The following is a 23,013-nucleotide window of genomic DNA, read 5'->3' on the forward strand; positions in this document are numbered from 1 at the left end:
TTGTTGTGTAATTGGTAAAGCCTGAAAAGAAAAAAGGCACGTCACTCAGTGACGTGCCTTTCGGATTCCTACCCGGAACGGTTACTGTTCGCTTTCATCGGTATAACGCTTCGCTTTATACGCCGGATGCATCAGGTTCTGAGCAGAGAAGATATCGTCCAGCTCGGCTTCGGTCAACAGGCCGCGCTCCAATACCACTTCACGCACGCTCTTACCGGTTTCGGCACAAATCTTCCCAACGATGTCACCGTTGTGGTGGCCAATGAACGGGTTAAGGTAAGTCACAATCCCGATGGAGTTGTACACATAGCCTTCACACACTTCTTTATTCGCGGTGATGCCGTTGATGCATTTTTCCAGCAGGTTATAGCAGGCGTTGGTCAGGATGTGGATGGATTCAAACATCGCCTGGCCAATGACCGGCTCCATTACGTTCAGCTGCAGCTGACCGGCTTCGGACGCCATAGTAACGGTCGTATCGTTGCCGATGACCTTAAAGCAGACCTGGTTCACCACCTCCGGCACAACCGGGTTTACTTTTGCCGGCATGATGGACGAACCGGCCTGCAGCTCTGGCAGGTTGATTTCATTAAGGCCAGCGCGCGGGCCGGAGGAGAGCAGGCGCAGGTCATTACAGATTTTGGACAGCTTAACGGCCAGACGCTTCAGGGCACTGTGAACCATCACGTATGCGCCGCAGTCGGACGTTGCTTCAATCAGGTCTTCTGCTGGAACTACTGGCAGGTTAGACACTTCCGCCAGCTTCTGTACCGCCAGCTGCTGATAGCCATCCGGCGTGTTCAGACGTGTACCGATGGCGGTAGCGCCGAGGTTCACTTCCAGCAGCAGCTCGGAGGTGCGCAGCAGGTTTTTGGTCTCTTCATTCAACAGGACGTTAAATGCATGGAATTCCTGACCGAGGGTCATCGGAACGGCATCCTGCAGCTGGGTACGGCCCATCTTCAGAATATCCTGGAACTCAACGGCTTTACGCTGGAAGCCATCGCCCAGCTGGTTAATCGCGTCGACCAGCTTCACCACGGAGGCATACACCGCGATGCGGAAGCCGGTTGGGTAGGCGTCGTTAGTCGACTGGCATTTATTCACGTGGTCGTTCGGGTTCAGGTACTGGTATTCACCTTTCTGATGACCCATCAGCTCAAGGCCGATGTTTGCCAGCACTTCGTTGGTATTCATGTTGACGGAAGTCCCCGCACCGCCCTGATAGACGTCAACCGGAAACTGGTCCATGCATTTGCCGTTGTTCAGCACTTCATCGCAGGCGGCGATAATCGCATTTGCGGCGCTTTTAGGAATGGTTTGCAGCTCTTTGTTCGCCAGTGCTGCGGCCTTTTTCACCATCACCATGCCACGCACAAATTCAGGGATGTCGCTGATTTTGCTGTTGCTGATGTAGAAGTTTTCAATCGCTCTCAGAGTGTGAACACCATAGTAGGCATCCGCTGGAACTTCCCTGGTACCCAACAAATCTTCTTCGATACGAATGTTGTTTAACATGTGAACCTTCTTTTCAAGCTGCCGATGGATTGTACTAAACACACAGTATATATGTGGTTTTGAATATTTTCTGGCCGACGATTATTCCCTCAATCAGCCCGATGTTCGAGATCATATGCTGATGATAGCGAATTGCCGTAATCTGGATCACTTATTATCGCCCCGATTCCATGATAATTATTAATCTGTGAAATAAGTCACCGCTTTAATATTTCCAGAAAAAATATCCGTGCAAACCGATTGAAATTTGGCTAACCGCCTCCACCTCTAGCTGACGCACGTTGCGAACACATTCAGTCAGGCGCCAGGCGGCGCTTGCCCTACAGGAGATACCGGTGCGCTGGATACCGTTTATTGCTTTCTTCCTCTACGTTTACGTCGAGATTTCCATTTTCATTCAGGTCGCCCACGTGCTGGGCGTCCTGCTGACCTTAATCCTGGTCATTTTCACCTCGGTTATCGGCATGTCGCTGGTGCGCAACCAGGGTTTCAAAAACTTCCTGTTAATGCAGCAGAAGATGGCCGCAGGAGAAAGCCCGGCCGCCGAGATGATCAAAAGCGTGTCGCTCATTATTGCGGGCCTGCTGCTGATTCTGCCGGGCTTCTTCACCGATTTCCTTGGCCTGTTGCTTCTGCTCCCGCCGGTGCAAAAGCATCTGACCCTGAAGCTGCTGCCGCATCTCCGCTTCAGCCGGATGCCGGGCGGTGGTTTCAGCACGGGGCCGGGTGAAACCTTCGACGGGGAATATCAGCGCAAGGACGAGCAGCACGATCGCCTGGACCATAAAGACGATCGTTGATTGGCTGTTGAATCAAGGGAAAACTTTCGCAAATTTTTTTTCGTCTTCCCCCTTGAAGGGGAAAAAATCTGGCCCCATCTCTCAGGGCACTAGCCGGAAAACCGCGTGCGGCCCGGCGTCATCCATAACTGATAAAGACTTTCTCAAAGGAGAGCTATCAATGAGTATTCGTCCGTTACATGATCGTGTGATCGTCAAACGTAAAGAAGTTGAAACCAAGTCTGCAGGCGGCATCGTGCTGACCGGTTCTGCAGCAGCAAAATCAACGCGTGGCGAAATCATCGCTGTCGGTAAGGGCCGCATTCTGGAAAACGGAACTGTGCAGCCACTGGACGTTAAAGTTGGTGACATCGTCATTTTCAACGATGGCTACGGCGTGAAATCCGAGAAGATCGACAATGAAGAAGTGTTGATCATGTCCGAAAGCGACATTCTGGCAATTGTTGAAGCGTAATTACGCACGAAACTGTACGAATTTGAGGAACTAAGAACATGGCAGCTAAAGACGTAAAATTCGGTAACGACGCTCGTGTAAAAATGCTCCGCGGCGTAAACGTACTGGCAGATGCAGTTAAAGTCACCCTGGGCCCGAAAGGCCGCAACGTAGTGCTGGATAAATCCTTCGGCGCGCCAACCATCACCAAAGATGGTGTTTCTGTAGCACGTGAAATCGAGCTGGAAGACAAGTTTGAAAACATGGGCGCGCAGATGGTGAAAGAAGTTGCCTCTAAAGCGAACGACGCAGCAGGCGACGGTACCACCACCGCGACCGTACTGGCGCAGGCTATCATCACTGAAGGTCTGAAAGCTGTTGCTGCGGGCATGAACCCGATGGACCTGAAACGTGGTATCGACAAAGCTGTTTCTGCCGCTGTTGAAGAGCTGAAAGCGCTGTCCGTACCGTGCTCTGACTCCAAAGCCATTGCTCAGGTAGGTACTATCTCCGCTAACTCCGACGAAACCGTAGGTAAGCTGATCGCGGAAGCGATGGACAAAGTGGGTAAAGAAGGCGTGATTACCGTTGAAGACGGTACTGGCCTGGAAGACGAACTGGACGTGGTTGAAGGTATGCAGTTCGACCGCGGTTACCTGTCCCCATACTTCATTAACAAGCCAGAAACTGGTGCTGTTGAGCTGGAAAGCCCGTTCATCCTGCTGGCTGACAAGAAAATCTCCAACATCCGTGAAATGCTGCCAGTGCTCGAAGCCGTTGCGAAAGCAGGCAAGCCGCTGGTTATCATCGCGGAAGACGTTGAAGGCGAAGCGCTGGCGACCCTGGTGGTTAACACCATGCGCGGCATCGTGAAAGTTGCTGCGGTTAAAGCACCAGGCTTCGGCGACCGTCGTAAAGCCATGCTGCAGGACATCGCTACCCTGACCGGCGGTACCGTGATCTCTGAAGAGATCGGTATGGAGCTGGAAAAAGCGACCCTGGAAGACCTGGGCCAGGCGAAACGCGTTGTGATCAACAAAGACACCACCACCATCATCGATGGCGTGGGTGAAGAATCCGCTATTCAGGGCCGCGTAGCTCAGATCCGTAAGCAGATCGAAGAAGCAACCTCTGATTACGACCGTGAAAAACTGCAGGAGCGCGTAGCGAAACTGGCAGGCGGCGTTGCGGTAATCAAAGTGGGCGCAGCGACCGAAGTTGAAATGAAAGAGAAAAAAGCGCGCGTTGACGATGCCCTGCACGCGACCCGTGCTGCGGTAGAAGAAGGCGTAGTAGCGGGTGGTGGCGTTGCGCTGGTACGCGTTGCCGCTAAGCTGGCTGGCCTGACCGCGCAGAACGAAGATCAGAACGTGGGTATCAAAGTTGCGCTGCGCGCGATGGAAGCTCCGCTGCGTCAGATCGTATCCAACGCCGGTGAAGAGCCATCCGTTGTAACCAACAGCGTGAAAGCGGGTGAAGGTAACTACGGTTATAACGCGGCAACTGAAGAATACGGCAACATGATCGACTTCGGTATCCTGGACCCAACCAAAGTAACCCGTTCGGCTCTGCAGTACGCGGCATCTGTTGCTGGCCTGATGATCACCACCGAGTGCATGGTGACCGACCTGCCTAAAGGCGATGCGCCAGACTTAGGTGCTGCTGGTATGGGCGGCATGGGTGGTATGGGCGGCATGATGTAATTTAATCTTCATACTTCAAGCCGCAGGCGCGTTGACGGCGTTCGCTCACCCCAGTCACTTACTTATGTAAGCTCCTGGGGATTCACGAACTTGTCGCCTTCCTGCAACTTGAATTATTCGATTAAATAAATATCTCGCAAAAAATGAGAAACCCCTGGGCAGAAATGTCTGGGGGTTTTTCTTTTGGTCATCTTTTAGGTATAAGATTCACACACGGACAACTACTGTCCAGCTTATTGAAATCGAGGAATAACATGCGCGTAAAAGTCTGTGCAGGGATCGTAGGGGCAGCGCTGCTGCTCGCGGGTTGTAGCTCCAGCAATGAGCTTTCGGCAGCGGGCCAGGGCGTTCGCTTTGTGGAAGATAAGCCGGGCAGCGAATGTCAGCTGCTGGGCACGGCAACCGGTGAGCAAAGCAACTGGCTGTCGGGTCAACATGGTGAAGAGGGCGGCTCTATGCGCGGCGCGGCGAATGCCCTGCGTAACCAGGCGGCAGCGATGGGCGGTAACGTGATTTACGGCGTGAGCAGCCCAACGCAGGGTATGCTGTCCAGCTTCGTGCCAACCGCCAGCCAGATGAATGGCCAGGTTTATAAGTGCCCGAACTGATTGCCTTTTCCCTCTCCCTGTGGGAGAGGGTTAGGGGAAACTAGCTCTGCCGCAGCTGTAAATCCAACGGCGTTTTACTCGGCTCGCCGCCGATCTCGCGTGCCAGCTTCGGCACCATATAGCCCGACACCAGCGTGAGCAGTTCGCGCATAATCTGCCGGGCTTCTTCATCCGTGACCATGAAATGCGCCGCGCCCTGTACGCGATCCAGCACGTGCAGGTAATAGGGCATCACGCCCGCATCAAACAGGGCATTACTCAGGTCTGCCAGCACGCGGGCGCTATCATTCACTCCGCGAAGCAGAACGCTCTGGTTCAGCAGCGTCACGCCCGCTTTGCGCAGGCGCGCCATCGCCGCGCGAAAATCATCGTCAATTTCGTTCGCGTGGTTAATGTGGTTGACCAACAGCACCTGCAGGCGCGACTGCTCCAGGCGTGAAACCAGCCCGTCAGTGATACGCGCCGGAATGACAATCGGCAGACGGCTATGAATGCGCAGACGCTTGATGTGCGGGATGGCCTCAAGCTGGGTCAGTAGCCAGTCAAGCTCACGATCTTTTGCCATCAGCGGGTCGCCGCCGGAGAAAATAATCTCATCCAGCTCGGGATGGGCGGCGATATAGTCCAGCGCGACCTGCCAGTTGCGCTTATTGCCCTGGTTATCCGCATACGGGAAGTGTCGGCGGAAGCAATAACGACAATTTACCGCGCAGCCGCCCTTTACCAGCAGCAGGGCACGGTTGAGGTATTTGTGCAGCAAACCCGGCACCACGCTGTTTTGCTCTTCCAGCGGATCGGTGCTGTAACCCGGCGCAGTCACAAACTCATCCTGCGAGGTCAGCGTCTGTTTTAATAGCGGGTCGTTTGGGTTGCCCTTTTCCATGCGGGCAACAAACGCGCGGGGCACGCGCAGGGGGAAGAGGCGCTTTGCCTCACGGCCTGCGAGCCATTCTTGATGCTCATCCAGGTCTAAAAGATGCAATAATTCATCAGGACTGGTGATTACATCGGCAAGTTGCGATAACCAATCTTCTCTGGACGGGGTGTTTAGGGTTACAATATGCGCCATTTTGTGGCTAAGCTACCAGTTAACAAATTTAGAGGGCCTTATGGCAACGTACTATAGCAACGATTTTCGTGCTGGTCTTAAAATCATGATGGACGGCGAACCGTACGCGGTTGAAGCCAGTGAATTCGTGAAACCCGGTAAAGGCCAGGCATTTGCGCGCGTTAAGCTGCGCCGCCTGCTGACCGGCACCCGTGTAGAAAAAACCTTCAAATCTACTGATTCCGCTGAAGGCGCTGATGTTGTCGATATGAACCTGACTTACCTGTACAACGACGGTGAGTTCTGGCACTTCATGAACAACGAAACCTTCGAACAGCTGTCCGCTGACGCGAAAGCCATCGGCGATAACGCCAAGTGGCTGCTGGACCAGGCCGAGTGCATCGTGACCCTGTGGAACGGCCAGCCAATCGCGGTGACTCCACCTAACTTCGTTGAGCTGGAAATCGTTGAAACCGATCCAGGCCTGAAGGGTGATACCGCAGGTACTGGCGGCAAGCCAGCGACCCTCTCCACTGGCGCAGTGGTTAAAGTTCCACTGTTCGTTCAGATTGGCGAAGTGATCAAAGTGGATACCCGCTCCGGCGAATACGTATCCCGCGTGAAGTAATTTACGCAATGATTTAAGGCGCAGCGCCCGCTGCGCCTGATTTATGCAGGCAGGGAAGATGACACGTACCGTTAAAATTCTGCTTCTGTTGGCGCTCTCTGGCGCGCTCCTTTCCGGGTGCAACACCGCGCGCGGCGTGGGTGAAGATATCCAGGATCTGGGCCATATCATTTCGCATGCAGCCAGTTAGTTTCTTCTATTTATCCTAAAAACTCTTCCTTTTCCGTCAAACGGCGCGATCTTGTCTATTCTTATATTGCTATACACAAAACAACTCTGGCTATAAAAGGAAGATATTATGGTTAAGAAAACAATTGCGGCGATCTTTTCTGTTCTGGTGCTCTCTTCAGTGCTGACTGCATGTAATACCACGCGCGGCGTGGGCGAAGATATCTCCGACGGTGGTAATGCTATTTCTGGTGCAGCGACCAAAGCTCAGAACTAATGAAGCAGAGGCGGTACGGCGTATTACTTTCACCGTACCGTCAATTCACACCTCTTGCAGAGATAAAAATGGCGAAAAGCGCGTGTCCATATGCAGCTTCATGCGGATATTACGCTTATAGGTATAAACCGTTTTTCCATTGATACTCAAATGGCTAGCGATTTTCTGATTGCTTGCCCCTTCCATCCACAGCGTAAGCACTTTCTCTTCCTGACGCGTAAGCAGCGGTGCGGCGATTTTCGGGATTTCCACGCTTGCGTAGGCGGTTAACGCATCGCTTATCGCCGTGGCCAGCCCCTCAAGGTCAACGCGCTTCATTAGAGAAGACCAGATCGGATATTGCTTTAAATACTCCGTCATACCCTGCTCTTCGCCCGACTGCAGTAAAATAAACGGCACGGTTTCACTGGCGATGAGCAAAGATGAGAGCTGATGGAGATGATGAATATCGTGTCTGAAACCGTATAGGTCAGCAATGACCAGCGTGGGTTTCCATTGCAGAAGATGCTCTCTGGCAAGGATGAGGTTATTCAGTCCGGTCACGACAAAGTCGTCAGGAAACAAACCAGAATGATTGAGCCATGCTTCAAAACCCGTCCGGGTGAAGTGACAACGGTCAATCAAAAGAATTTTGAACATATCGTATTCGCAGTCGGCTAATGGTTTGGCTTCCTGCCATCAGAAAGCACACCATCATAGGGAAGTCCGATGAGTGATAAAAGGCTGAACTCCGCGGCATACTGCGGCTATTTCTTGCCTTAACGCACAAAATACAAAAGCGTTGAAAAAAAATTGTGCACTGACCAAAATAAGCCTCTGCATCTCAGCCTTACGGGACGACCCGTAAGTGCTTCATTCATCGGGGACGGCCCCAGCTAACGTAAACGTTAAGGAGCCTGATATGTCCTGGATTGTTCTTTTCATCGCCGGTTTGCTCGAAGTGGTATGGGCAATTGGCCTGAAATACACGCACGGCTTTACCCGCCTGACGCCAAGCGTCATCACCGTTACCGCGATGATCGTCAGCATCGTGATGCTCTCATGGGCAATGCGAACCCTGCCTGTGGGAACGGCCTACGCCGTCTGGACGGGAATCGGTGCGGTAGGGGCAGCGATAACGGGGATTCTCCTGCTAGGTGAATCCGCGAGCCTGGCGCGTATTGCCAGCCTCGCGCTGATTGTCGCGGGAATTATTGGGCTGAAGCTCAGCACGCATTAATGTGGCTGTTTCACCCAGATAAGTTTTGATACATCAAACCCTTGCCGGGTCGCGACGTCGAGCATTTGCTGCTTCATTTCCGCTGAAATGGTTGGCGTGCGTGAGAGGACCCACAGATAGTTGCGATCCGGCCCGCAAACCAGCGCGTGGCGATACTCCCTGTCCAGCGCGATGACGTTATAGCCCCCATAGAACGGACCAAAGAATGACACTTTCAACGCCGCGCGGTGAGGATCGCCGGTAAAATACGCCTGGCCCACCGACTGCTGCCACATCGCGCGATCGGGGTTATATCCCCGGTTTACCACCTGAATACCCCCGTCATCCATTGAGCTGTAATTTGCCGTGACTTTCTCCAGGCCGCGCTCGAAGCGGTGATCGAAGCGGGCGATCTCATACCAGGTACCGAGGAAGCGCTGTGCGTCGAAATTGCTTACGACGGTCACGCCGGGAGGTGGGGTAGGTGAACTGCAGGCAACCACTAAAAACGCGGCCGTCACCGCAGCGATAACAGGCAAAATGCGCATAGCGTTTCCTTACTGTTTTTTTTGTTAAGTGTAGATGACGGCAAGGAAAACGGGGATGTAGTGCGGTGAGTTTCGCCGGGTGGCGTAGCGCCACCCGGCAATGTTTTACTGCAGCGCGTTTAGAATACGGTACGCCGCGTCAACCCGCGCCGGGTTAGGGTAGCTCTTATTAGCCAGCATCACGATGCCGAGATTCTTTTCTGGGATAAAGGCGACATAGCCGCCAAACCCGCCCGTAGAGCCCGTCTTATGTACCCACGACGCCTTTACCGGCGGTGCCGGAGGGTTCACTTCAGTGGCCGTCAGCGGCGCAAGCGCGACGCTGTTGTCGCTGCCGCCGACCACCGCTTTGGCCTCGACCGGCCAGTTCAGCATCTCCCAGCCTAGCCCCTGATACATTGAGCCCACGCGCCAGTAGCGCGACTGAGCAAAAGCGATCCCCTGCTTCAGAGAGGCATCCTGCACGGTATCGGGTGACATGTTGGCGATGACCCATCGCGCCATATCCTCCACGCTGGTTTTAACGCCGTACGCTTCACCGTCCAGCATTCCCGGAGAGACATGCACCGCTTTGCCGTCACGATAGCCCCAGGCGTAGTTAGCCTCTTCGGACTTCGGTACGGTAATCCAGGTATGGTTTAGCTTCAGCGGCTTGAAGACGCGCGTCGTCATGGCCTGCTCATAGCGCATGCCCGAAGGTTTAACCGCCAAAGCACCAAACAGCCCAATGCTGGAATTTGCATAAAGGCGCGTCGTCCCTGGCTTCCATTTTGGCTGCCAGGTTTGATAGAAGCGCAGCAGCGAGGCGCTATCCGTCACCTCGTCGGGAAGCTGAAGCGGCAGCCCGCCGGCGGTGTAGGTTGCCAAATCAAGCAGGCGTATGTCCTGCCACTGCTTGCCGGTCAGCGCTGGCCAATATTTGCTTGCCGGATCGCTGAGGGAAATCTCGTGGCGGGCAATAGCATCGCCGCCCAGCACGCCGGTGAAGGTTTTACTAATAGACCCGACCTCAAACAGCGTTTGATTTGTAACCGCACGCCCTGCGGCAACGTCGGCTTTACCGAAGGTAAAGTAGTACGGTTTGCCCTGATAAATGACTGCCACCGCCATGCCCGGAATGGCCTGGCTTTTCATCAACGGGGTAATCGTTTGTTCGACAACGTCAGCCAGCGCGCTATCGGACACCGGCGCGGCAAAGGCGGAGCAGGAGGCGCTGAGCAGCAGGGCGCAGCATAGGGATTTTTTGACCATCAGTTATCTTCCGTAAGGGTATGTCTGGAGTATGTCCGGGCCCATAAGACGAGCGTAGTCTGTGGGATTTGACTGCGCCTGACAAACGGTTAAATTTAGCAGTAGCTGTTAATTTTTCTAACGGATAAACCCATGACCCGCAGCTATATCCCCCTTAATTCGCTGCGCGCCTTTGAAGCGGCGGCGCGACACCTGAGCTTCACGCATGCGGCCATTGAGCTTAATGTGACGCATTCGGCCATCAGCCAGCACGTAAAGGCGCTGGAACAGCATCTTAACTGCCAGCTGTTCGTGCGCGTGTCGCGCGGCCTGATGCTCACTACCGAAGGAGAAAATTTACTGCCGGTGCTGAACGACTCGTTCGATCGCATTGCCGGGATGTTGGATCGTTTTGCTAATCACCAGGCACAGGAGAAGCTAAAAATCGGCGTGGTGGGCACCTTTGCGACCGGGTATTTATTTTCGCGGCTGGAGGCGTTTCGCCGCCGCTACCCGCACGTCGATCTTCAGCTTTCCACCCACAACAACCGCGTCGATCCGGCGGCGGAAGGGCTGGATTATACGATCCGCTACGGCGGCGGCGCGTGGCACGGCACCGAAGCCATCTATCTTTGTCCCGCACCGCTGTCTGCGCTGTGTACGCCGACAATCGCTGCCGGGCTGCACTCTCCCGCTGATATGCTGAAGTTTACCCTGCTGCGCTCCTACCGCCGCGACGAGTGGGCCGCGTGGATGCAGGCGGCAGGCGAGCATCCCCCGTCACCCACGCACCGGGTTATGGTGTTTGATTCGTCAGTGACGATGCTGGAGGCCGCGCAGGCCGGGGCAGGGATCGCGATGGCGCCCGTCGATATGTTCACCCATTTGCTGAACAGCGAGCGTATCGTACAGCCGTTTGCGACGCAGATAGACCTCGGCAGCTACTGGCTCACGCGCCTGCAGTCGCGTGCCGAAACGCCTGCTATGCGGGATTTTGCGCAATGGCTGGTGGGGACGATGCAGAAATAAAAGGCCCGCCGGACGGCGGGCCCGATCGGTCAGATCGTTACGACGGCAATCAGCGTCACGACGGTCAGGATCGTTGCCAGACCGTAGAAGACCCACTTGCCGTTCGGCACGTGGATTTTCAGATCGTGCATCGCATGGTGAATGCGGTGCAGGCCTAACCACAGCGGCAGGACGATCATCAGGAAGATGAACACGCGGCCAATAAAGCTGCTCGCAAACGCCAGCACGCGCTCATAGCTCAGCGCATCGCCCGGGAACAGCCCCAGCGGCAGCATAATACCGACCAGCAGAATAATGACCGGCGCAACGATGGCGCTCCACATGCCGCCTGCGCCAAACAGGCCCCAGAAGACCGGCTCGTCTGAACGTTTTGGATTTGGATTAATCACAGTCGTCTCCTTACCAGAACAGTGCGACAAACAGAATGACCACAGTGACCAGAATCGTCACTCCCCATAACCCTTTAATCACCGGCTCTGGCCCCATTTTCTCGCCTTTTACGATGATGTTTGCCGCTTTTGGCGCCAGTTCAAACCAGGTTTTGGTATGAAGCAGCGCTGCCGCGAGCACGATCAGGTTCAGAATTACGATGATGGGGTTTTGCAGGAAACCGACAAAGTTCGCCCAGGTTTCCGGACCGTGCTTGAGGGCGAAAACGCCGTACATCAGCTCAAGACTGAACCAGACCGCCGGTACCGCCGTGCCTTCACGCAGCATATAGAAGCGATAAAACGGCAGTTTTTTCCACCAGGTGGACGGCATCGGCCGCACGTAGGCTTTGCGTTTAGTCGTCATCATGCACTCCTTAGCGTGGTTTCAGGGTAGCGATAAGAAAGTCTTTCGAGCTTTCTACTTTTCCCTGCTGAATAGCGGCGGCCGGATCGACATGCTTTGGACACACTTCGGAGCAATAGCCCACAAAAGTGCAGCTCCAGACGCCGTTCTGGCTGTTAAGCTGCGCCATACGTTCTTTTTTGCCGTGGTCGCGGCTGTCTTCGTTATAACGGTGCGCCAGGGTGATCGCCGCCGGGCCGATGAACTCTTTGTTCAGGCCGAACTGCGGACATGCGGCGTAGCACAGGCCGCAGTTGATGCAGCCGGAGAACTGATGGTATTTCGCCATCTGCGCAGGCGTTTGGGTGTTTGGGCCCTGATCCGGGGTTCGCGGGTTGCCAATGATGTACGGCTTAATCGCCTCCAGGCTCTCAATAAAGTGGGTCATATCGACCACCAGATCGCGCTCAATCGGGAAGTTGCCCAGCGCTTCAACCTTGATGCCCTTGGTGTATTCGCGCAGGAAGGTTTTACACGCCAGCTTCGGTACTTTATTGACCATCATGCCGCAGGAGCCGCAGATCGCCATGCGGCAGGACCAGCGGTAGCTCAGGTCCGGCGCCAGGTTATCTTTAATGTAGCCGAGCGCGTCCAGCAGGGAGGTTTGCTCGTCATAAGGCACTTCATAGAAAGCGCTATGCGGTGCCGTATCCACTTCCGGGTTGTAGCGCACCACTTCCACTTTCATTTTTTGCATCTCAGCCATTCGCCGTCTCCTTCTTCTCGGCTGCTTCCGCTTCTGCCCCGTACACGCGCTTCGCCGGCGGCAGCGTGGTGATTTTCACATCGCTATAGTCCAGGCGCGTAGTGCCGTCCGCATCGCGGTAAGCGAGGGTGTGCTTGAGGAAATTGACGTCGTCACGCTCGGTACAGCCTTCGTCCAGACGCTGGTGCGCCCCGCGAGACTCTTTACGCGCCAGCGCCGAGTGCGCCATACATTCGGCGACGTTCAGGCCGTGGCCCAGCTCGATGGTGTACAGCAGGTCGGTGTTGAACACGCTTGACGTATCGGTAATACGCACGCGCTTGAAGCGCTCCTGCAGCTCTGCCAGCTTGTCGACGGTTTTCTGCATCAGCTCTGGCGTACGGTAGATGCCGCAGCCCTCTTCCATCGACATGCCCATCTCGTCGCGGATCTTCGACCAGTTTTCGTTGCCTTCCTGGTTCACCAGGTCTTTCAGGCGTTTTTCAACGTCGGCGACCTGAGCGTCCAGCGCGGCGCCATTGGCTTCACCCGCGGTTGCAGCACGCTCCATCGCGCGCTCGCCCGCCATGCGGCCAAAGACCACCAGTTCTGCCAGCGAGTTAGAGCCCAGGCGGTTGGCGCCGTGCAGGCCAACAGAAGAACACTCGCCCACGGCGAACAGCCCTTTAATGCGGGTTTCGCACTGCTGGTCGGTTTCGATACCGCCCATGGTATAGTGTGCGGTTGGGCGCACCGGAATCGGCTCTTTGACCGGATCGACGCCCACGTAGGCTTTCGCCAGCTCGCAGATGAACGGCAGGCGCTCCAGCAGTTTTTTCTCGCCCAGATGGCGCAGATCGAGGTAAACCACGTCGCCGCGTGGGGTGGAAATGGTGTTGCCCTTACGCCATTCGTGCCAGAAGGCCTGAGACACTTTGTCGCGCGGGCCAAGCTCCATGTACTTGTTCTTCGGCTCGCCGAGCGGCGTTTCCGGCCCCATGCCGTAATCCTGCAGATAGCGATAGCCGTCTTTGTTGACCAGAATACCGCCTTCGCCGCGGCAGCCTTCCGTCATCAGAATGCCCGAACCCGGCAGGCCGGTCGGGTGATACTGAACAAATTCCATATCGCGCAGCGGCACGCCGTGGCTCAGCGCCATGCCCATGCCGTCACCGGTCACGATGCCGCCGTTAGTGTTGTAGCGATACACGCGGCCCGCGCCGCCCGTCGCCATTACCACCGCGTTTGCGCGGATCTGGACTAACGTGCCTTCCATCATGTTCATCGCCACCAGGCCGCGCGCATGGCCCTCATCCTCCAGAATATCGAGGACAAAGTGTTCGTCGAAGCGCTGAATTTGCGGGAACTGAAGGGAGGTTTGGAACAGGGTATGCAGCATGTGGAAGCCGGTTTTATCGGCGGCGAACCAGGTGCGTTCAATCTTCATCCCGCCGAAGCGGCGAACGTTGACGCTGCCGTCCGGACGGCGGCTCCACGGGCATCCCCACTGCTCGAGCTGGGTCATTTCCGTTGGGCAATGATGCACGAAATAATCAACGACATCCTGTTCGCAAAGCCAGTCGCCTCCGGCAACCGTGTCGTGGAAATGGTATTCGAAGCTGTCATGATCCTGCGCAACGGCGGCGGATCCTCCTTCTGCCGCAACGGTGTGGCTGCGCATAGGATAGACTTTAGAAATCAATGCGATTTTAGCGTTGGGATTAGCTTGCGCTGCGGCGATCGCAGCACGTAATCCCGCACCGCCAGCGCCTATAACGGCAAGATCGGCTTGAAAAGTTTGCACGACATTCCTCCAGATTGTTGTTATTTCGCAACCCGATGACCTAAAGGTAGTTCATCCGCCCAAAGGGACGATTGCGAAAGCGTTTCCACTGCTCCTTTATGGGTAAAGGAGTATAACCGCGCGGATGTGAGGGAAATTTGACGTGTTCGATTTTTTTGCGGTTCTGTGCGGTGATTTATCATCATGATTGATGGATTACGTCACATAATTTTCGGGATATATGAAATAGTCGCTTTTACTGCGCAAAATTTGTCTCTGCCCACGCTTACGAGTAGACTGCGTGCCCTTGTCTGACATCGGAGAAAAACTCATGAGCGAAACGGCCACCTGGCAGCCGAGCGCGTCCATCCCAAATCTGTTAAAGCGCGCAGCGATTATGGCGGAGATCCGCCGCTTTTTTAGCGATCGCGGTGTCCTGGAGGTGGAAACGCCGTGCATGAGTCAGGCGACGGTAACGGATATTCATCTGGTCCCGTTTGAAACCCGTTTTGTTGGCCCTGGCCACTCTCAGGGGATGAACCTGTATCTGATGACTAGCCCCGAATACCACATGAAGCGCCTGCTGGCGGCGGGATGTGGCCCGGTATATCAGCTGTGCCGCAGCTTCCGCAATGAAGAGATGGGCCGTCACCACAATCCTGAGTTCACCATGCTCGAGTGGTATCGTCCGCATTACGACATGTACCGCCTGATGAACGAGGTGGACGACCTGCTGCAGCAGGTGCTGGATTGTGCGGAAGCCGAAACCCTCTCCTATCAGCAGGCGTTCCAGCGTCATCTGGAGATCGATCCGCTCTCGGCGGACAAAGCCCAGCTGCGCGAGGTGGCGGCAAAACTGGATCTGAGCAACGTGGCGGATACTGAAGACGATCGTGACGCGCTGCTTCAGCTGCTGTTCACCTTCGGCGTTGAGCCGCAGATTGGCAAAGACAAGCCGACCTTTGTGTATCACTTCCCGGCAAGCCAGGCGTCGCTGGCGCAAATCAGCACCGAAGATCACCGCGTGGCTGAACGCTTTGAGGTCTATTACAAGGGGATTGAGCTGGCGAACGGTTTCCACGAGCTGACCGATGCGCGCGAGCAGCAGCAGCGCTTCGAGCAGGACAACCGCAAGCGCACCGCGCGCGGCCTGCCGCAGCAGCCGATTGATAATAATCTGCTTGCGGCCTTACAGGCTGGCCTGCCGGATTGTTCCGGCGTGGCGCTGGGCGTGGATCGCCTGGTCATGCTGGCGCTTGGCGCGGAACATCTCGGCGATGTGATTGCGTTTACGGTCGATCGCGCCTAAAAAAAGGCCGGGTAGCGCTCAGCTTGCCCGGCGTGCCATTCCTGTCAATTTAGCTTTCCATTTCCGCACGACAACATTAAAAACTGCCACATTCTTTATACACGGGTCTTTTTCTTAATTTGCCCCGTATAGCCACAATATCCGTCTGGTCATCTGCTAACATCCGCGCAGTTTATTTCTCTTCGGATGGTCCTATGTCCCACTCGCTAAAAAAGATGACCCTCACCGGGCTCATTCTGATGATTTTCACGTCAGTCTTCGGCTTTGCCAACAGCCCGTCTGCGTTCTACCTGATGGGCTACAGCGCAACGCCGTTTTACATCGTATCCGCTCTGTTCTTCTTTATTCCTTTTGCGCTGATGATGGCGGAAATGGGCTCGGCCTACCGGAAAGAAGAGGGCGGCATCTATTCCTGGATGAACAACAGTATCGGCCCGCGCTACGCCTTTATCGGCACCTTTATGTGGTTCTCCTCGTACGTGGTCTGGATGGTGAGCACGGCGGCCAAAGTGTGGGTGCCGCTGTCGACGTTTCTCTTCGGGTCTGACAAAACGCAGGTGTGGTCGCTGGCTGGCCTGAGCTCTACGCAGGTCGTCGGGATCCTTGCGGTGTGCTGGATGATCGTTGTGACGCTGGTGGCGTCGAAAGGCATCAATAAAATTGCGCGCATTACGGCTGTCGGTGGCATTTCGGTTATGTGCCTGAACCTGGTGCTGCTGCTGGTGAGCATCGCCATTCTGTACCTGAACGGCGGACATTTTGCCCAGGAGGTGAACTTCGTCTCGTCGCCAAACCCAAGCTATCAGTCCGGCCTTGCTATGCTGTCGTTCGTGGTATTTGCCATTTTTGCCTATGGCGGCATTGAGGCGGTGGGCGGCCTCGTGGACAAAACCGACAACCCAGAGAAGAACTTTGCTAAAGGCATTATCTTCGCGGCGATGGTTATTTCCATTGGTTATTCGCTGGCGATTTTCCTGTGGGGCGTCAGCACTAACTGGCAGCAGGTGCTTGGCAACAATACAACCAACCTTGGAAACATCACCTATGTGCTGATGAAAAGCTTAGGGGAAACGCTGGGCCAGGCCATGCACCTGACGCCTGACGCGGCCGCCGCGCTGGGGATCTGGTTTGCGCGCATTACCGGCCTGTCGATGTTCCTCGCCTACACGGGCGCGTTTTTCACGCTGATCTACTCGCCGCTGAAGGCGATTATCCAGGGAACGCCAAAAGCCCTGTGGCCCGCGCGCATGACGCAGCTCAACGCGACGGGAATGCCCGCCAACGCCATGTGGATGCAGTGCATGCTGGTCTGCGTATTTATTCTGCTGGTGTCCTTCGGCGGTGACACCGCGTCGGCGTTCTATAACAAGCTAACGCTGATGGCGAACGTCTCGATGACGCTGCCCTATCTTTTCCTGACCATTGCCTTCCCGTTCTTCAAGGCGAAGCAGGATCTGGAACGTCCGTTCGTGATTTTCAAAACCCGCGCGGCAACGCTTCTGGCAACCTCGGTGGTGGTGCTGGTGGTAGCGTTTGCCAACATCTTTACCGTGATCCAGCCGGTGATTGAGGCCAATGACTGGAACAGCGCACTGTGGATGGTCGGCGGCCCGATCTTCTTCTCGCTGATGGCGATGGGGATTTATGAGAATTACCGTCGACGCTCGACGGCGTATGTCACAGAAGTAGTCTAGTAGAAATGTCCCCCTCCCGAGAAGGAGGGGGGAAAGGATCACAAACTGCCCGCCGGGCGCGTACGCGCCGCAGAGGTCAGCGTTCTTCCCATCTTACGCCCGTCCATGCTTTCCAGACGCATCTGGAACGGTGGGAACGGCATTTCGATACCGTGTTCGCGGAAGCCCGCCAGAATCAGCTGATGGATCTCATGGCGCAGCGGCATGCGGTGCCCCATTTCGGCGGCATAGATTCGTAGCTCGAAAATCTGAATGCCCTGCTGTAAATCGACCAGGAACACTTCCGGGGCCGGGGTGTCGAGCACCAGAGTGCAGCGCTCTGCCGCGGCGTAAAGGATCTGCGTCACCTCCTCGCTGTTGGCATCCGACGGAGCCGGCACGGTCAGCACCACGCGGGTGACGGAGTCAGACAGCGACCAGTTGATAAACTGTTCGGTGATAAACGCCTTGTTCGGAACGATGATCTCTTTACGATCCCAGTCGCTGATGGTGGTCGCACGGGTGTTGATCTTGGTAATGCTGCCGGTCAAATCGCGAATGGTCACCGTATCGCCGATACGAATCGGTTTCTCGAACAGGATGATCAGGCCGGAGACGAAGTTCGCGAATATCTCCTGCATGCCAAAACCAAGGCCAAACGTCAGCGCGGCGACCAGCCACTGCAATTTAGACCACTCAATGCCGATCATGGAGAAACCGACCATCCCGCCAAACAGCAAGATCAGGTATTTAGTGATGGTGGTAATGGCGTATCCGGTGCCAGGGGTTAAATCCAGATGCTGCAACAGCGCCAGCTCCAGCAGCGCCGGGAAATTACGTACCAGCTGCGTGGTAATGATCAGAACCAGAATAGCAATCAGCACCGCGCCCAGCGTTATCGGCTCCAGGCTTTCGACGCCCTGCACCGTGGACGTCACGTCCCAAAGCGAAATGTTCTCCAGGAAGCCAAATGCGGAGTGGATTTCTGACCACAGGAAGATCACCGACAGCAGTGCCACCAGCATCAGGAGGGAGCGCACCAGCCGCAATGACTGGGTGCTGATGGCATCGAGATCGATTTCGACATCGTCGGCATCCACCGCCCCTTCAGTGCTGTTCACGTGGTTGGGTTCTTCTTCACCCCGGGCGCGCTGGGCAAGAATTTCGGCGCGGCGATGCTTGGCGCGGTCAAACGCCAGACGGCGACGCTGGATCAGCATCCCGCGGCGAATGACGTGGTACACCACCAGCAGCAGGAACCAGATCGCGACCGATGTTTCGAGGCGCGCCAGCAGCGCCTGTGCGGTGGCAAGATAGCCTACGGCCGCCGCCAGCATCGCGATCAGCGGCGCGCTCAGCAGCAGGTTCCACAGCAGGCGGTTAAACATGTTCTCGCCGCTGCCGGTTTTATCGAGGTAGAGCGGAATGCCGGCGCGCTTCAGGCTAAGCGTAACCACGGCCAGCGCGCCGCAAATCAGCATGAAGCACAGCCTGCCCAGCGAGCCTGAGAATTCCCGATCGTTGAGATTATCGAACATGATCAGCGCCATAATCAGCGGCACGATAAGCCCGATGCTCATCAGGTAGTAGCGCATGGCGCGCGCAACGCGGTTGCGCGGCCAGCCGAAGTGGGCGATGAACAGGCCATTCGGGCGCGCGAAGGTGGCGCAAATCATCACCACCCACAGCAGCGGGACGGTTGCCGTTACGCCATCGCCAATGGCGACCGCAAGCGGGTAGGGCCAGGCCTCCCGCAGGCCGTATCCCAACGTCATCCACAGCACCGGCAGCGGCGAGGCGACAAGAATCGACCAGAACACGGTGCGCAGCGTCAGCCAGAAGTGATCCTGTGTGACCTTGCCTACCCGGGCGCTTGAACGTTCCAGGAAGCGGGTGAAGTGCCTGCGCGAATAAATGCTAAAGCCGACCAGAATCAGCGCCCCCAGCAGCGGGAAGATCGTCTCCTTGCTGGTGATCATCATCACGCTGGCCTGGCCCAGCTGGCTGAACGTATCCAGCGAGATCAGGCGGCGTAGGTCCTGCACGATGTCGATCGGCCAGGAGAAGGTCATAGGGCGGACGTCGGACGTCCAGAAGAGGTAACGGTGCGTGGCTTCGTTTACCTCTTTCAGCGCATCCTCCAGCTGGCTGTTGGAGACTTTCAGCTTGGTCAGCTCAAGGATCAGGGTGTCGCCGCCCTGAAGCAGGGAGTTCAGAAGCTGACGCTGCGTGCGCAGCTGGGCTTCCAGAATGCGGCTTTGTTCCGCGGTGAGCGGCTGGCCGTCCGCCTGACGAATCTGGCGGATTTGCGGCTGCTTGTTGAGCAGGTCTTCAAAATGCAGACGCTGGACGCGGAGCTGCGCCATCTCGGTGTCCAGCTGCTGCGGTTTTGGCATCTCCGGCAGACGGGCAACCTGCGCGCGGAGCGCTTCGCCCAGCAGGTTCGACGAGCCGAGCCACTGGGACTGCTCGCGCAGGGTATTCAGCGCCTGGCGAACCTGAAGGGTTTGATTGGTGGCCTGGCGCTGCTGTGACGCAACCAGGTCCATGCGCTGCGCCTGCTGGTTTAAGGCGGCAGAAAGCTCGCGGTTGACCTTGAACTGATCGACGATCCCGGCGGGGAGGTTAGCGCTGTTTTCGGCCAGCAGCTCGGTGCTTTCCAGCGCGCGTTCGGCTTCGCGCTGGCGCTGGCTGTTCAGCTGGTTGCGCAGCGCCTGCAGGTAGGCGTCAAGCTGTTCGCTCTGCTTTTGCGCCAGCTCTGAGCGCATGCGCGACAGTTCCTGGCGGTTGTTGGCGGAGAGCTGCGCCAGCTCCAGCTCGTCGACCAGCGCTTTTAGCCGCGCGGATTCGGCCTGCAGCCCAAGGTTTTGCGCCTGACTTTGCGGCGTATTGCCGGTGGACGTCCCTATGCGGCGCTCAACGTCATTTAGCTGGCGGCGCGCATCGGTTTGCTGCTGCGGAAGCTGGCTGAGCGAGTCGGCAATTTCGCGGGCGCGCTCCTGCTCCTGCTGCGCCAGCCGGCTCTTCTCCAGAAGCTGGCTGCTGACCTGCAAAATTTCCTGGTTCAGCGCGTCGGACGTCAGGCCCATTGGCACGTCGCGCGGCTCGTCGCGCAGGTTATTCAGCTGCGAACGTAACGTCTGGGAAAGTTTCGGGAAGTTATCGATAACCTGCTGATACTGCTGGGCGCGCTCAAGGGAACCTTTACGTTCCTCAAGCGCGTTCAGCGCGGCCTGGAGCGACTCAACGGTCTCCGGCTGAGCGGGCTTGGCCGCTTTGGCCTGCTCCAGCTCCTGAGCTATCTGTTTGGCGTCGGGGGCCGTCGCTGCGTACGCCCCCATGCTGAGGCACCAGGCCATCAGTAATACGATAATCGGGCGCACGTCAGCGATCCTTCTTGAGTTAGCCTTCGTCTTTCTTGTCGTCAACCAGCGGGCTGGCGTCGTGTTCCGCTTTGATCTCTTCTTCAGGCAGCGGGGCAGGCTCTGCGTCCGGCGTCACGAAGGTTTCGGTTGAGACCGCCAGCGGCTGGCCGAGTTTGGTCACGGACAGGCTTTCCAGCCCTTCAGCGAGAGTCACTTTACCCGGCGCGAACAGGTTGATCACCGTTGAGCCCAGCTTGAAGCGGCCCATTTCCTGGCCTTTCAGCAGCGCAATGGAGCCTTCCGCTTCGCCGGCAGGCCACGTCCAGCGCTTGATGATGCCTTCGCGCGGCGGGGTAATGGTGCCAGCCCAGACGGTTTCAATGCTGCCGACAATGGTGGCACCCACCAGAATCTGGGCCATTGGACCAAATTCAGTGTCAAACAGGCAGATGACGCGCTCGTTGCGGGCGAAGAGGTTTGGCACGTTTTGCGCGGTCAGGTGGTTTACGGAGAACAGATCGCCCGGCACGTAGATCATCTCGCGCAGGATGCCGTTGCAGGGCATATGAACGCGGTGGTAGTCGCGCGGGGAGAGATAGGTTGTGGCAAACGTCCCGTTGCGGAACAGGTCGGCCATCAGGTAGTTACCGGCCAGCAGCGCTTCAAGGCTGTAGTTATGGCCTTTCGCCTGCAGGATTTTATCGTCTTCAATGTTGCCAAGCTGGCTAATCACGCCGTCTGCAGGCATAACCAGCACGTTAGGATCGGTATTCAGCGGACGCACTTCATCGCGCAGCGGGCGCACGAAAAATTCGTTAAACGTACGGTAGCTGGCGGTGTCAGGCTTTTGCGCCTCTTTCATGTCGACCTTGTAGTATTTCACGAAAAGGTCGATGACCAGTTTGGTCAACCAGCCCGCTCGTTTGCTCGCGCCCCAGCCCGCCAGGCGAGTGAGCCACAGTTTCGGCAGAATGTATTGAAGCGAAAGTTTAAATGAGTTTAACAAGGTAGCCTCCAGGCCATTGTTTTGTCGTTCCTGATCCGGCTGCAGGCAGCCGGAACCTGAAAAAAGGGGACGATTTTAGCGATGCTTAGCTTAGTTGTCAGTTATCAGAATCAGAAAAGTTTTTACGCGTTTTTACCTGGTCCATGCTCTCAAGGATGCGGTGGTAATTTTCAAAGCGGGTTTCCGCAATTTCACCGTTTTCTACCGCTTCGCGGATCGCGCAGCCTGGGTCATTGTCGTGTTTACAGTCCCGGTATTTGCAAGCGCCTAAATAGTCATGGAATTCGACAAAGCCGTTGAAGATTTGTTCCGGCTCGAGGTGCCACAAGCCAAATTCGCGTACCCCCGGGGAATCGATCACGTCTCCGCCGTGCGGGAAGTGGTACAGGCGAGAGGCGGTCGTCGTGTGCTGGCCCAGACCCGAGACGTCGGAGACATCGTTGGTCAAAATCTCTTTCTGCAGGCCAAGCAGGTTATTCAGCAGGCTGGATTTACCCACGCCGGACTGGCCCGCAAAGATGCTGATGCGATCGGTCAACGCCTCTTCGAGCGGCTTCAGGCCGTCTTTGGTGTGGCTGGATACCATCAATACGCGGTAGCCGATGTTGCGATAGATATCCATCTGCTCGTTGACGAAGGCCATGCCTTCCTCATCCAGCAGATCGATTTTGTTCAATACGATAATCGGCTCAACCTCTAGCGTTTCACAGGCGACGAGGTATCGGTCGATAATATTGAGCGAAAGCTCAGGTAAGATCGCCGAAACGATGACGATCTGATTGATGTTGGCAGCAATTGGCTTAATGCCGTCATAGAAATCGGGACGGGTCAGCACCGAGGTGCGTTCATGTACGGCTTCAACGATGCCTTTTACCGTGACCCCTTCGGCGGCTTCTTTTCCGGGGCGCCAAACGACGCGGTCGCCGGTTACCAGCGAACGAATAGTGCGACGGATATTGCAACGGTGGATTTCCCCGTCGGCGGATTCAACGTCGGCATGCATGCCAAACCGGCTAATCACCACGCCTTCCGTCGCTTCGCCAAACAGATTGTCGTCGTAGTCCGGCTTCTCCGAAGTGGTTTTAAGACGGCGCTGGTGGTTGGCGTTTACGCGGCGCTGCTGCCCTTTGGAGAGTTTATTTTTACTCAATCGCGCTGGCTCCTGGTCGC

23 protein-coding genes are annotated in these 23,013 nt (G+C 56.2%); 11 read left to right on the forward strand and 12 right to left on the reverse strand.

Annotated features, from left to right (window positions below; translation table 11 throughout):
- Positions 1-81: 81 nt before the first annotated feature.
- Positions 82-1,518 carry an aspartate ammonia-lyase gene (aspA, locus tag V1599_RS04890; protein WP_003855923.1) on the reverse strand — a complete coding sequence of 479 codons (1,437 nt, stop codon included), beginning with the start codon at positions 1,516-1,518 and terminating at the stop codon, positions 82-84.
- Positions 1,519-1,853: 335 nt separating this feature from the next.
- Between aspA and V1599_RS04895 the strand changes: the two genes are divergently transcribed.
- The 4 genes from V1599_RS04895 to V1599_RS04910 all read left to right on the forward strand — a co-directional run bounded on the left by V1599_RS04895 (position 1,854) and on the right by V1599_RS04910 (position 5,062).
- A complete protein-coding gene (locus V1599_RS04895; RefSeq protein ID WP_181573245.1) occupies positions 1,854-2,318 on the forward strand; it encodes an FxsA family protein in 465 nt (154 codons plus the stop codon).
- Between the two features lie 160 nt (positions 2,319-2,478).
- The gene (locus V1599_RS04900) at positions 2,479-2,772 is read left to right on the forward strand and encodes a co-chaperone GroES (protein WP_003855929.1); all 294 of its coding nucleotides are present in this window, start codon (positions 2,479-2,481) and stop codon (positions 2,770-2,772) included.
- A gap of 38 nt (positions 2,773-2,810) precedes the next feature.
- On the forward strand, positions 2,811-4,454 hold the full coding sequence (gene groL / locus V1599_RS04905; protein WP_112011974.1) for a chaperonin GroEL: 1,644 nt from the start codon (positions 2,811-2,813) through the stop codon (positions 4,452-4,454).
- A 254-nt stretch (positions 4,455-4,708) separates the two neighbouring features.
- Positions 4,709-5,062 (forward strand): DUF4156 domain-containing protein, encoded by a 354-nt coding sequence (locus tag V1599_RS04910; protein ID WP_112011975.1) that lies wholly within the window; start codon positions 4,709-4,711, stop codon positions 5,060-5,062.
- A gap of 40 nt (positions 5,063-5,102) precedes the next feature.
- Here V1599_RS04910 and epmB read toward each other — a convergent pair whose 3' ends face one another.
- Positions 5,103-6,131 (reverse strand): EF-P beta-lysylation protein EpmB, encoded by a 1,029-nt coding sequence (gene epmB / locus V1599_RS04915; protein ID WP_112011976.1) that lies wholly within the window; start codon positions 6,129-6,131, stop codon positions 5,103-5,105.
- A gap of 40 nt (positions 6,132-6,171) precedes the next feature.
- Between epmB and efp the strand changes: the two genes are divergently transcribed.
- The 3 genes from efp to ecnB all read left to right on the forward strand — a co-directional run bounded on the left by efp (position 6,172) and on the right by ecnB (position 7,183).
- Positions 6,172-6,738 (forward strand): elongation factor P, encoded by a 567-nt coding sequence (efp, locus tag V1599_RS04920; RefSeq protein WP_003855940.1) that lies wholly within the window; start codon positions 6,172-6,174, stop codon positions 6,736-6,738.
- 58 nt (positions 6,739-6,796) lie between these two features.
- Positions 6,797-6,928 carry an entericidin A/B family lipoprotein gene (locus tag V1599_RS04925; RefSeq protein ID WP_112011977.1) on the forward strand — a complete coding sequence of 44 codons (132 nt, stop codon included), beginning with the start codon at positions 6,797-6,799 and terminating at the stop codon, positions 6,926-6,928.
- 108 nt (positions 6,929-7,036) lie between these two features.
- Entirely contained in the window at positions 7,037-7,183 is a 147-nt protein-coding gene (gene ecnB / locus V1599_RS04930) for a lipoprotein toxin entericidin B (protein ID WP_003855942.1), read from the forward strand.
- A gap of 45 nt (positions 7,184-7,228) precedes the next feature.
- Here ecnB and V1599_RS04935 read toward each other — a convergent pair whose 3' ends face one another.
- The gene (locus V1599_RS04935) at positions 7,229-7,822 is read right to left on the reverse strand and encodes a LuxR C-terminal-related transcriptional regulator (RefSeq protein WP_112011978.1); all 594 of its coding nucleotides are present in this window, start codon (positions 7,820-7,822) and stop codon (positions 7,229-7,231) included.
- Between the two features lie 262 nt (positions 7,823-8,084).
- Here V1599_RS04935 and sugE point away from each other — a divergent pair, with 262 nt between their 5' ends.
- Positions 8,085-8,402, forward strand: a complete 318-nt coding sequence (gene sugE / locus V1599_RS04940) for a quaternary ammonium compound efflux SMR transporter SugE (RefSeq protein ID WP_112011979.1) — start codon at positions 8,085-8,087, stop codon at positions 8,400-8,402.
- On the opposite strand, the gene V1599_RS04945 is transcribed toward sugE, so the two are convergent.
- Together V1599_RS04945 and ampC are read right to left on the reverse strand one after the other, a co-directional pair.
- On the reverse strand, positions 8,399-8,929 hold the full coding sequence (locus V1599_RS04945; RefSeq protein ID WP_112011980.1) for a lipocalin family protein: 531 nt from the start codon (positions 8,927-8,929) through the stop codon (positions 8,399-8,401). The genes sugE and V1599_RS04945 overlap by 4 nt on opposite strands.
- Before the next feature lie 105 nt (positions 8,930-9,034).
- Complete coding sequence (gene ampC, locus V1599_RS04950) at positions 9,035-10,180, reverse strand: CMY2/MIR/ACT/EC family class C beta-lactamase (RefSeq protein WP_112011981.1); 1,146 nt, start codon at positions 10,178-10,180, stop codon at positions 9,035-9,037.
- A gap of 132 nt (positions 10,181-10,312) precedes the next feature.
- On the opposite strand from ampC, the gene ampR reads away from it, so the two are divergent.
- On the forward strand, positions 10,313-11,188 hold the full coding sequence (gene ampR / locus V1599_RS04955) for a LysR family transcriptional regulator AmpR (protein ID WP_112011982.1): 876 nt from the start codon (positions 10,313-10,315) through the stop codon (positions 11,186-11,188).
- A 29-nt stretch (positions 11,189-11,217) separates the two neighbouring features.
- On the opposite strand, the gene frdD is transcribed toward ampR, so the two are convergent.
- The 4 genes from frdD to frdA are packed head-to-tail and all read right to left on the reverse strand — an operon-like array spanning position 11,218 to position 14,511.
- Positions 11,218-11,577 carry a fumarate reductase subunit FrdD gene (frdD, locus tag V1599_RS04960; RefSeq protein ID WP_112011983.1) on the reverse strand — a complete coding sequence of 120 codons (360 nt, stop codon included), beginning with the start codon at positions 11,575-11,577 and terminating at the stop codon, positions 11,218-11,220.
- Between the two features lie 10 nt (positions 11,578-11,587).
- A complete protein-coding gene (gene frdC, locus V1599_RS04965; RefSeq protein ID WP_112011984.1) occupies positions 11,588-11,983 on the reverse strand; it encodes a fumarate reductase subunit FrdC in 396 nt (131 codons plus the stop codon).
- Between the two features lie 10 nt (positions 11,984-11,993).
- Positions 11,994-12,728 carry a succinate dehydrogenase/fumarate reductase iron-sulfur subunit gene (locus V1599_RS04970; RefSeq protein ID WP_112011985.1) on the reverse strand — a complete coding sequence of 245 codons (735 nt, stop codon included), beginning with the start codon at positions 12,726-12,728 and terminating at the stop codon, positions 11,994-11,996.
- On the reverse strand, positions 12,721-14,511 hold the full coding sequence (frdA, locus tag V1599_RS04975) for a fumarate reductase (quinol) flavoprotein subunit (protein ID WP_112011986.1): 1,791 nt from the start codon (positions 14,509-14,511) through the stop codon (positions 12,721-12,723). Before frdA ends, V1599_RS04970 begins: the two co-directional genes overlap by 8 nt.
- A gap of 310 nt (positions 14,512-14,821) precedes the next feature.
- Between frdA and epmA the strand changes: the two genes are divergently transcribed.
- Both epmA and yjeM read left to right on the forward strand, forming a co-directional pair.
- Positions 14,822-15,799 (forward strand): elongation factor P--(R)-beta-lysine ligase, encoded by a 978-nt coding sequence (gene epmA / locus V1599_RS04980; RefSeq protein WP_112011987.1) that lies wholly within the window; start codon positions 14,822-14,824, stop codon positions 15,797-15,799.
- 194 nt (positions 15,800-15,993) lie between these two features.
- Positions 15,994-17,493, forward strand: a complete 1,500-nt coding sequence (gene yjeM / locus V1599_RS04985; RefSeq protein WP_395301109.1) for a glutamate/gamma-aminobutyrate family transporter YjeM — start codon at positions 15,994-15,996, stop codon at positions 17,491-17,493.
- Between the two features lie 38 nt (positions 17,494-17,531).
- Here yjeM and mscM read toward each other — a convergent pair whose 3' ends face one another.
- From mscM to rsgA, 3 genes are all read right to left on the reverse strand, one after another.
- Complete coding sequence (gene mscM / locus V1599_RS04990; RefSeq protein WP_395301110.1) at positions 17,532-20,855, reverse strand: miniconductance mechanosensitive channel MscM; 3,324 nt, start codon at positions 20,853-20,855, stop codon at positions 17,532-17,534.
- Between the two features lie 19 nt (positions 20,856-20,874).
- A complete protein-coding gene (gene asd / locus V1599_RS04995; protein ID WP_395301111.1) occupies positions 20,875-21,843 on the reverse strand; it encodes an archaetidylserine decarboxylase in 969 nt (322 codons plus the stop codon).
- Positions 21,844-21,940: 97 nt separating this feature from the next.
- Positions 21,941-22,993, reverse strand: a complete 1,053-nt coding sequence (rsgA, locus tag V1599_RS05000; protein ID WP_395301112.1) for a small ribosomal subunit biogenesis GTPase RsgA — start codon at positions 22,991-22,993, stop codon at positions 21,941-21,943.
- Between the last annotated feature and the right edge of the window lie 20 nt (positions 22,994-23,013).

This window comes from Enterobacter sp. ECC-175 (genome assembly GCF_043968675.1).
Lineage (GTDB): Bacteria > Pseudomonadota > Gammaproteobacteria > Enterobacterales > Enterobacteriaceae > Enterobacter.

Excerpts from the sequence above, each read along its gene's own strand:
- V1599_RS04910 (WP_112011975.1), top strand. The coding sequence starts at position 4,709 with ATGCGCGTAAAAGTCTGTGCAGGGATCGTAGGGGCAGCGCTGCTGCTC.
- efp (WP_003855940.1), top strand. The coding sequence starts at position 6,172 with ATGGCAACGTACTATAGCAACGATTTTCGTGCTGGTCTTAAAATCATG.
- epmA (WP_112011987.1), top strand. The coding sequence starts at position 14,822 with ATGAGCGAAACGGCCACCTGGCAGCCGAGCGCGTCCATCCCAAATCTG.
- V1599_RS04935 (WP_112011978.1), bottom strand. The coding sequence starts at position 7,822 with ATGTTCAAAATTCTTTTGATTGACCGTTGTCACTTCACCCGGACGGGT.
- yjeM (WP_395301109.1), top strand. The coding sequence starts at position 15,994 with ATGTCCCACTCGCTAAAAAAGATGACCCTCACCGGGCTCATTCTGATG.
- ecnB (WP_003855942.1), top strand. The coding sequence starts at position 7,037 with ATGGTTAAGAAAACAATTGCGGCGATCTTTTCTGTTCTGGTGCTCTCT.
- ampC (WP_112011981.1), bottom strand. The coding sequence starts at position 10,180 with ATGGTCAAAAAATCCCTATGCTGCGCCCTGCTGCTCAGCGCCTCCTGC.
- frdC (WP_112011984.1), bottom strand. The coding sequence starts at position 11,983 with ATGACGACTAAACGCAAAGCCTACGTGCGGCCGATGCCGTCCACCTGG.
- aspA (WP_003855923.1), bottom strand. The coding sequence starts at position 1,518 with ATGTTAAACAACATTCGTATCGAAGAAGATTTGTTGGGTACCAGGGAA.
- groL (WP_112011974.1), top strand. The coding sequence starts at position 2,811 with ATGGCAGCTAAAGACGTAAAATTCGGTAACGACGCTCGTGTAAAAATG.
- V1599_RS04970 (WP_112011985.1), bottom strand. The coding sequence starts at position 12,728 with ATGGCTGAGATGCAAAAAATGAAAGTGGAAGTGGTGCGCTACAACCCG.
- sugE (WP_112011979.1), top strand. The coding sequence starts at position 8,085 with ATGTCCTGGATTGTTCTTTTCATCGCCGGTTTGCTCGAAGTGGTATGG.
- ampR (WP_112011982.1), top strand. The coding sequence starts at position 10,313 with ATGACCCGCAGCTATATCCCCCTTAATTCGCTGCGCGCCTTTGAAGCG.
- V1599_RS04945 (WP_112011980.1), bottom strand. The coding sequence starts at position 8,929 with ATGCGCATTTTGCCTGTTATCGCTGCGGTGACGGCCGCGTTTTTAGTG.
- epmB (WP_112011976.1), bottom strand. The coding sequence starts at position 6,131 with ATGGCGCATATTGTAACCCTAAACACCCCGTCCAGAGAAGATTGGTTA.
- V1599_RS04925 (WP_112011977.1), top strand. The coding sequence starts at position 6,797 with ATGACACGTACCGTTAAAATTCTGCTTCTGTTGGCGCTCTCTGGCGCG.
- V1599_RS04900 (WP_003855929.1), top strand. The coding sequence starts at position 2,479 with ATGAGTATTCGTCCGTTACATGATCGTGTGATCGTCAAACGTAAAGAA.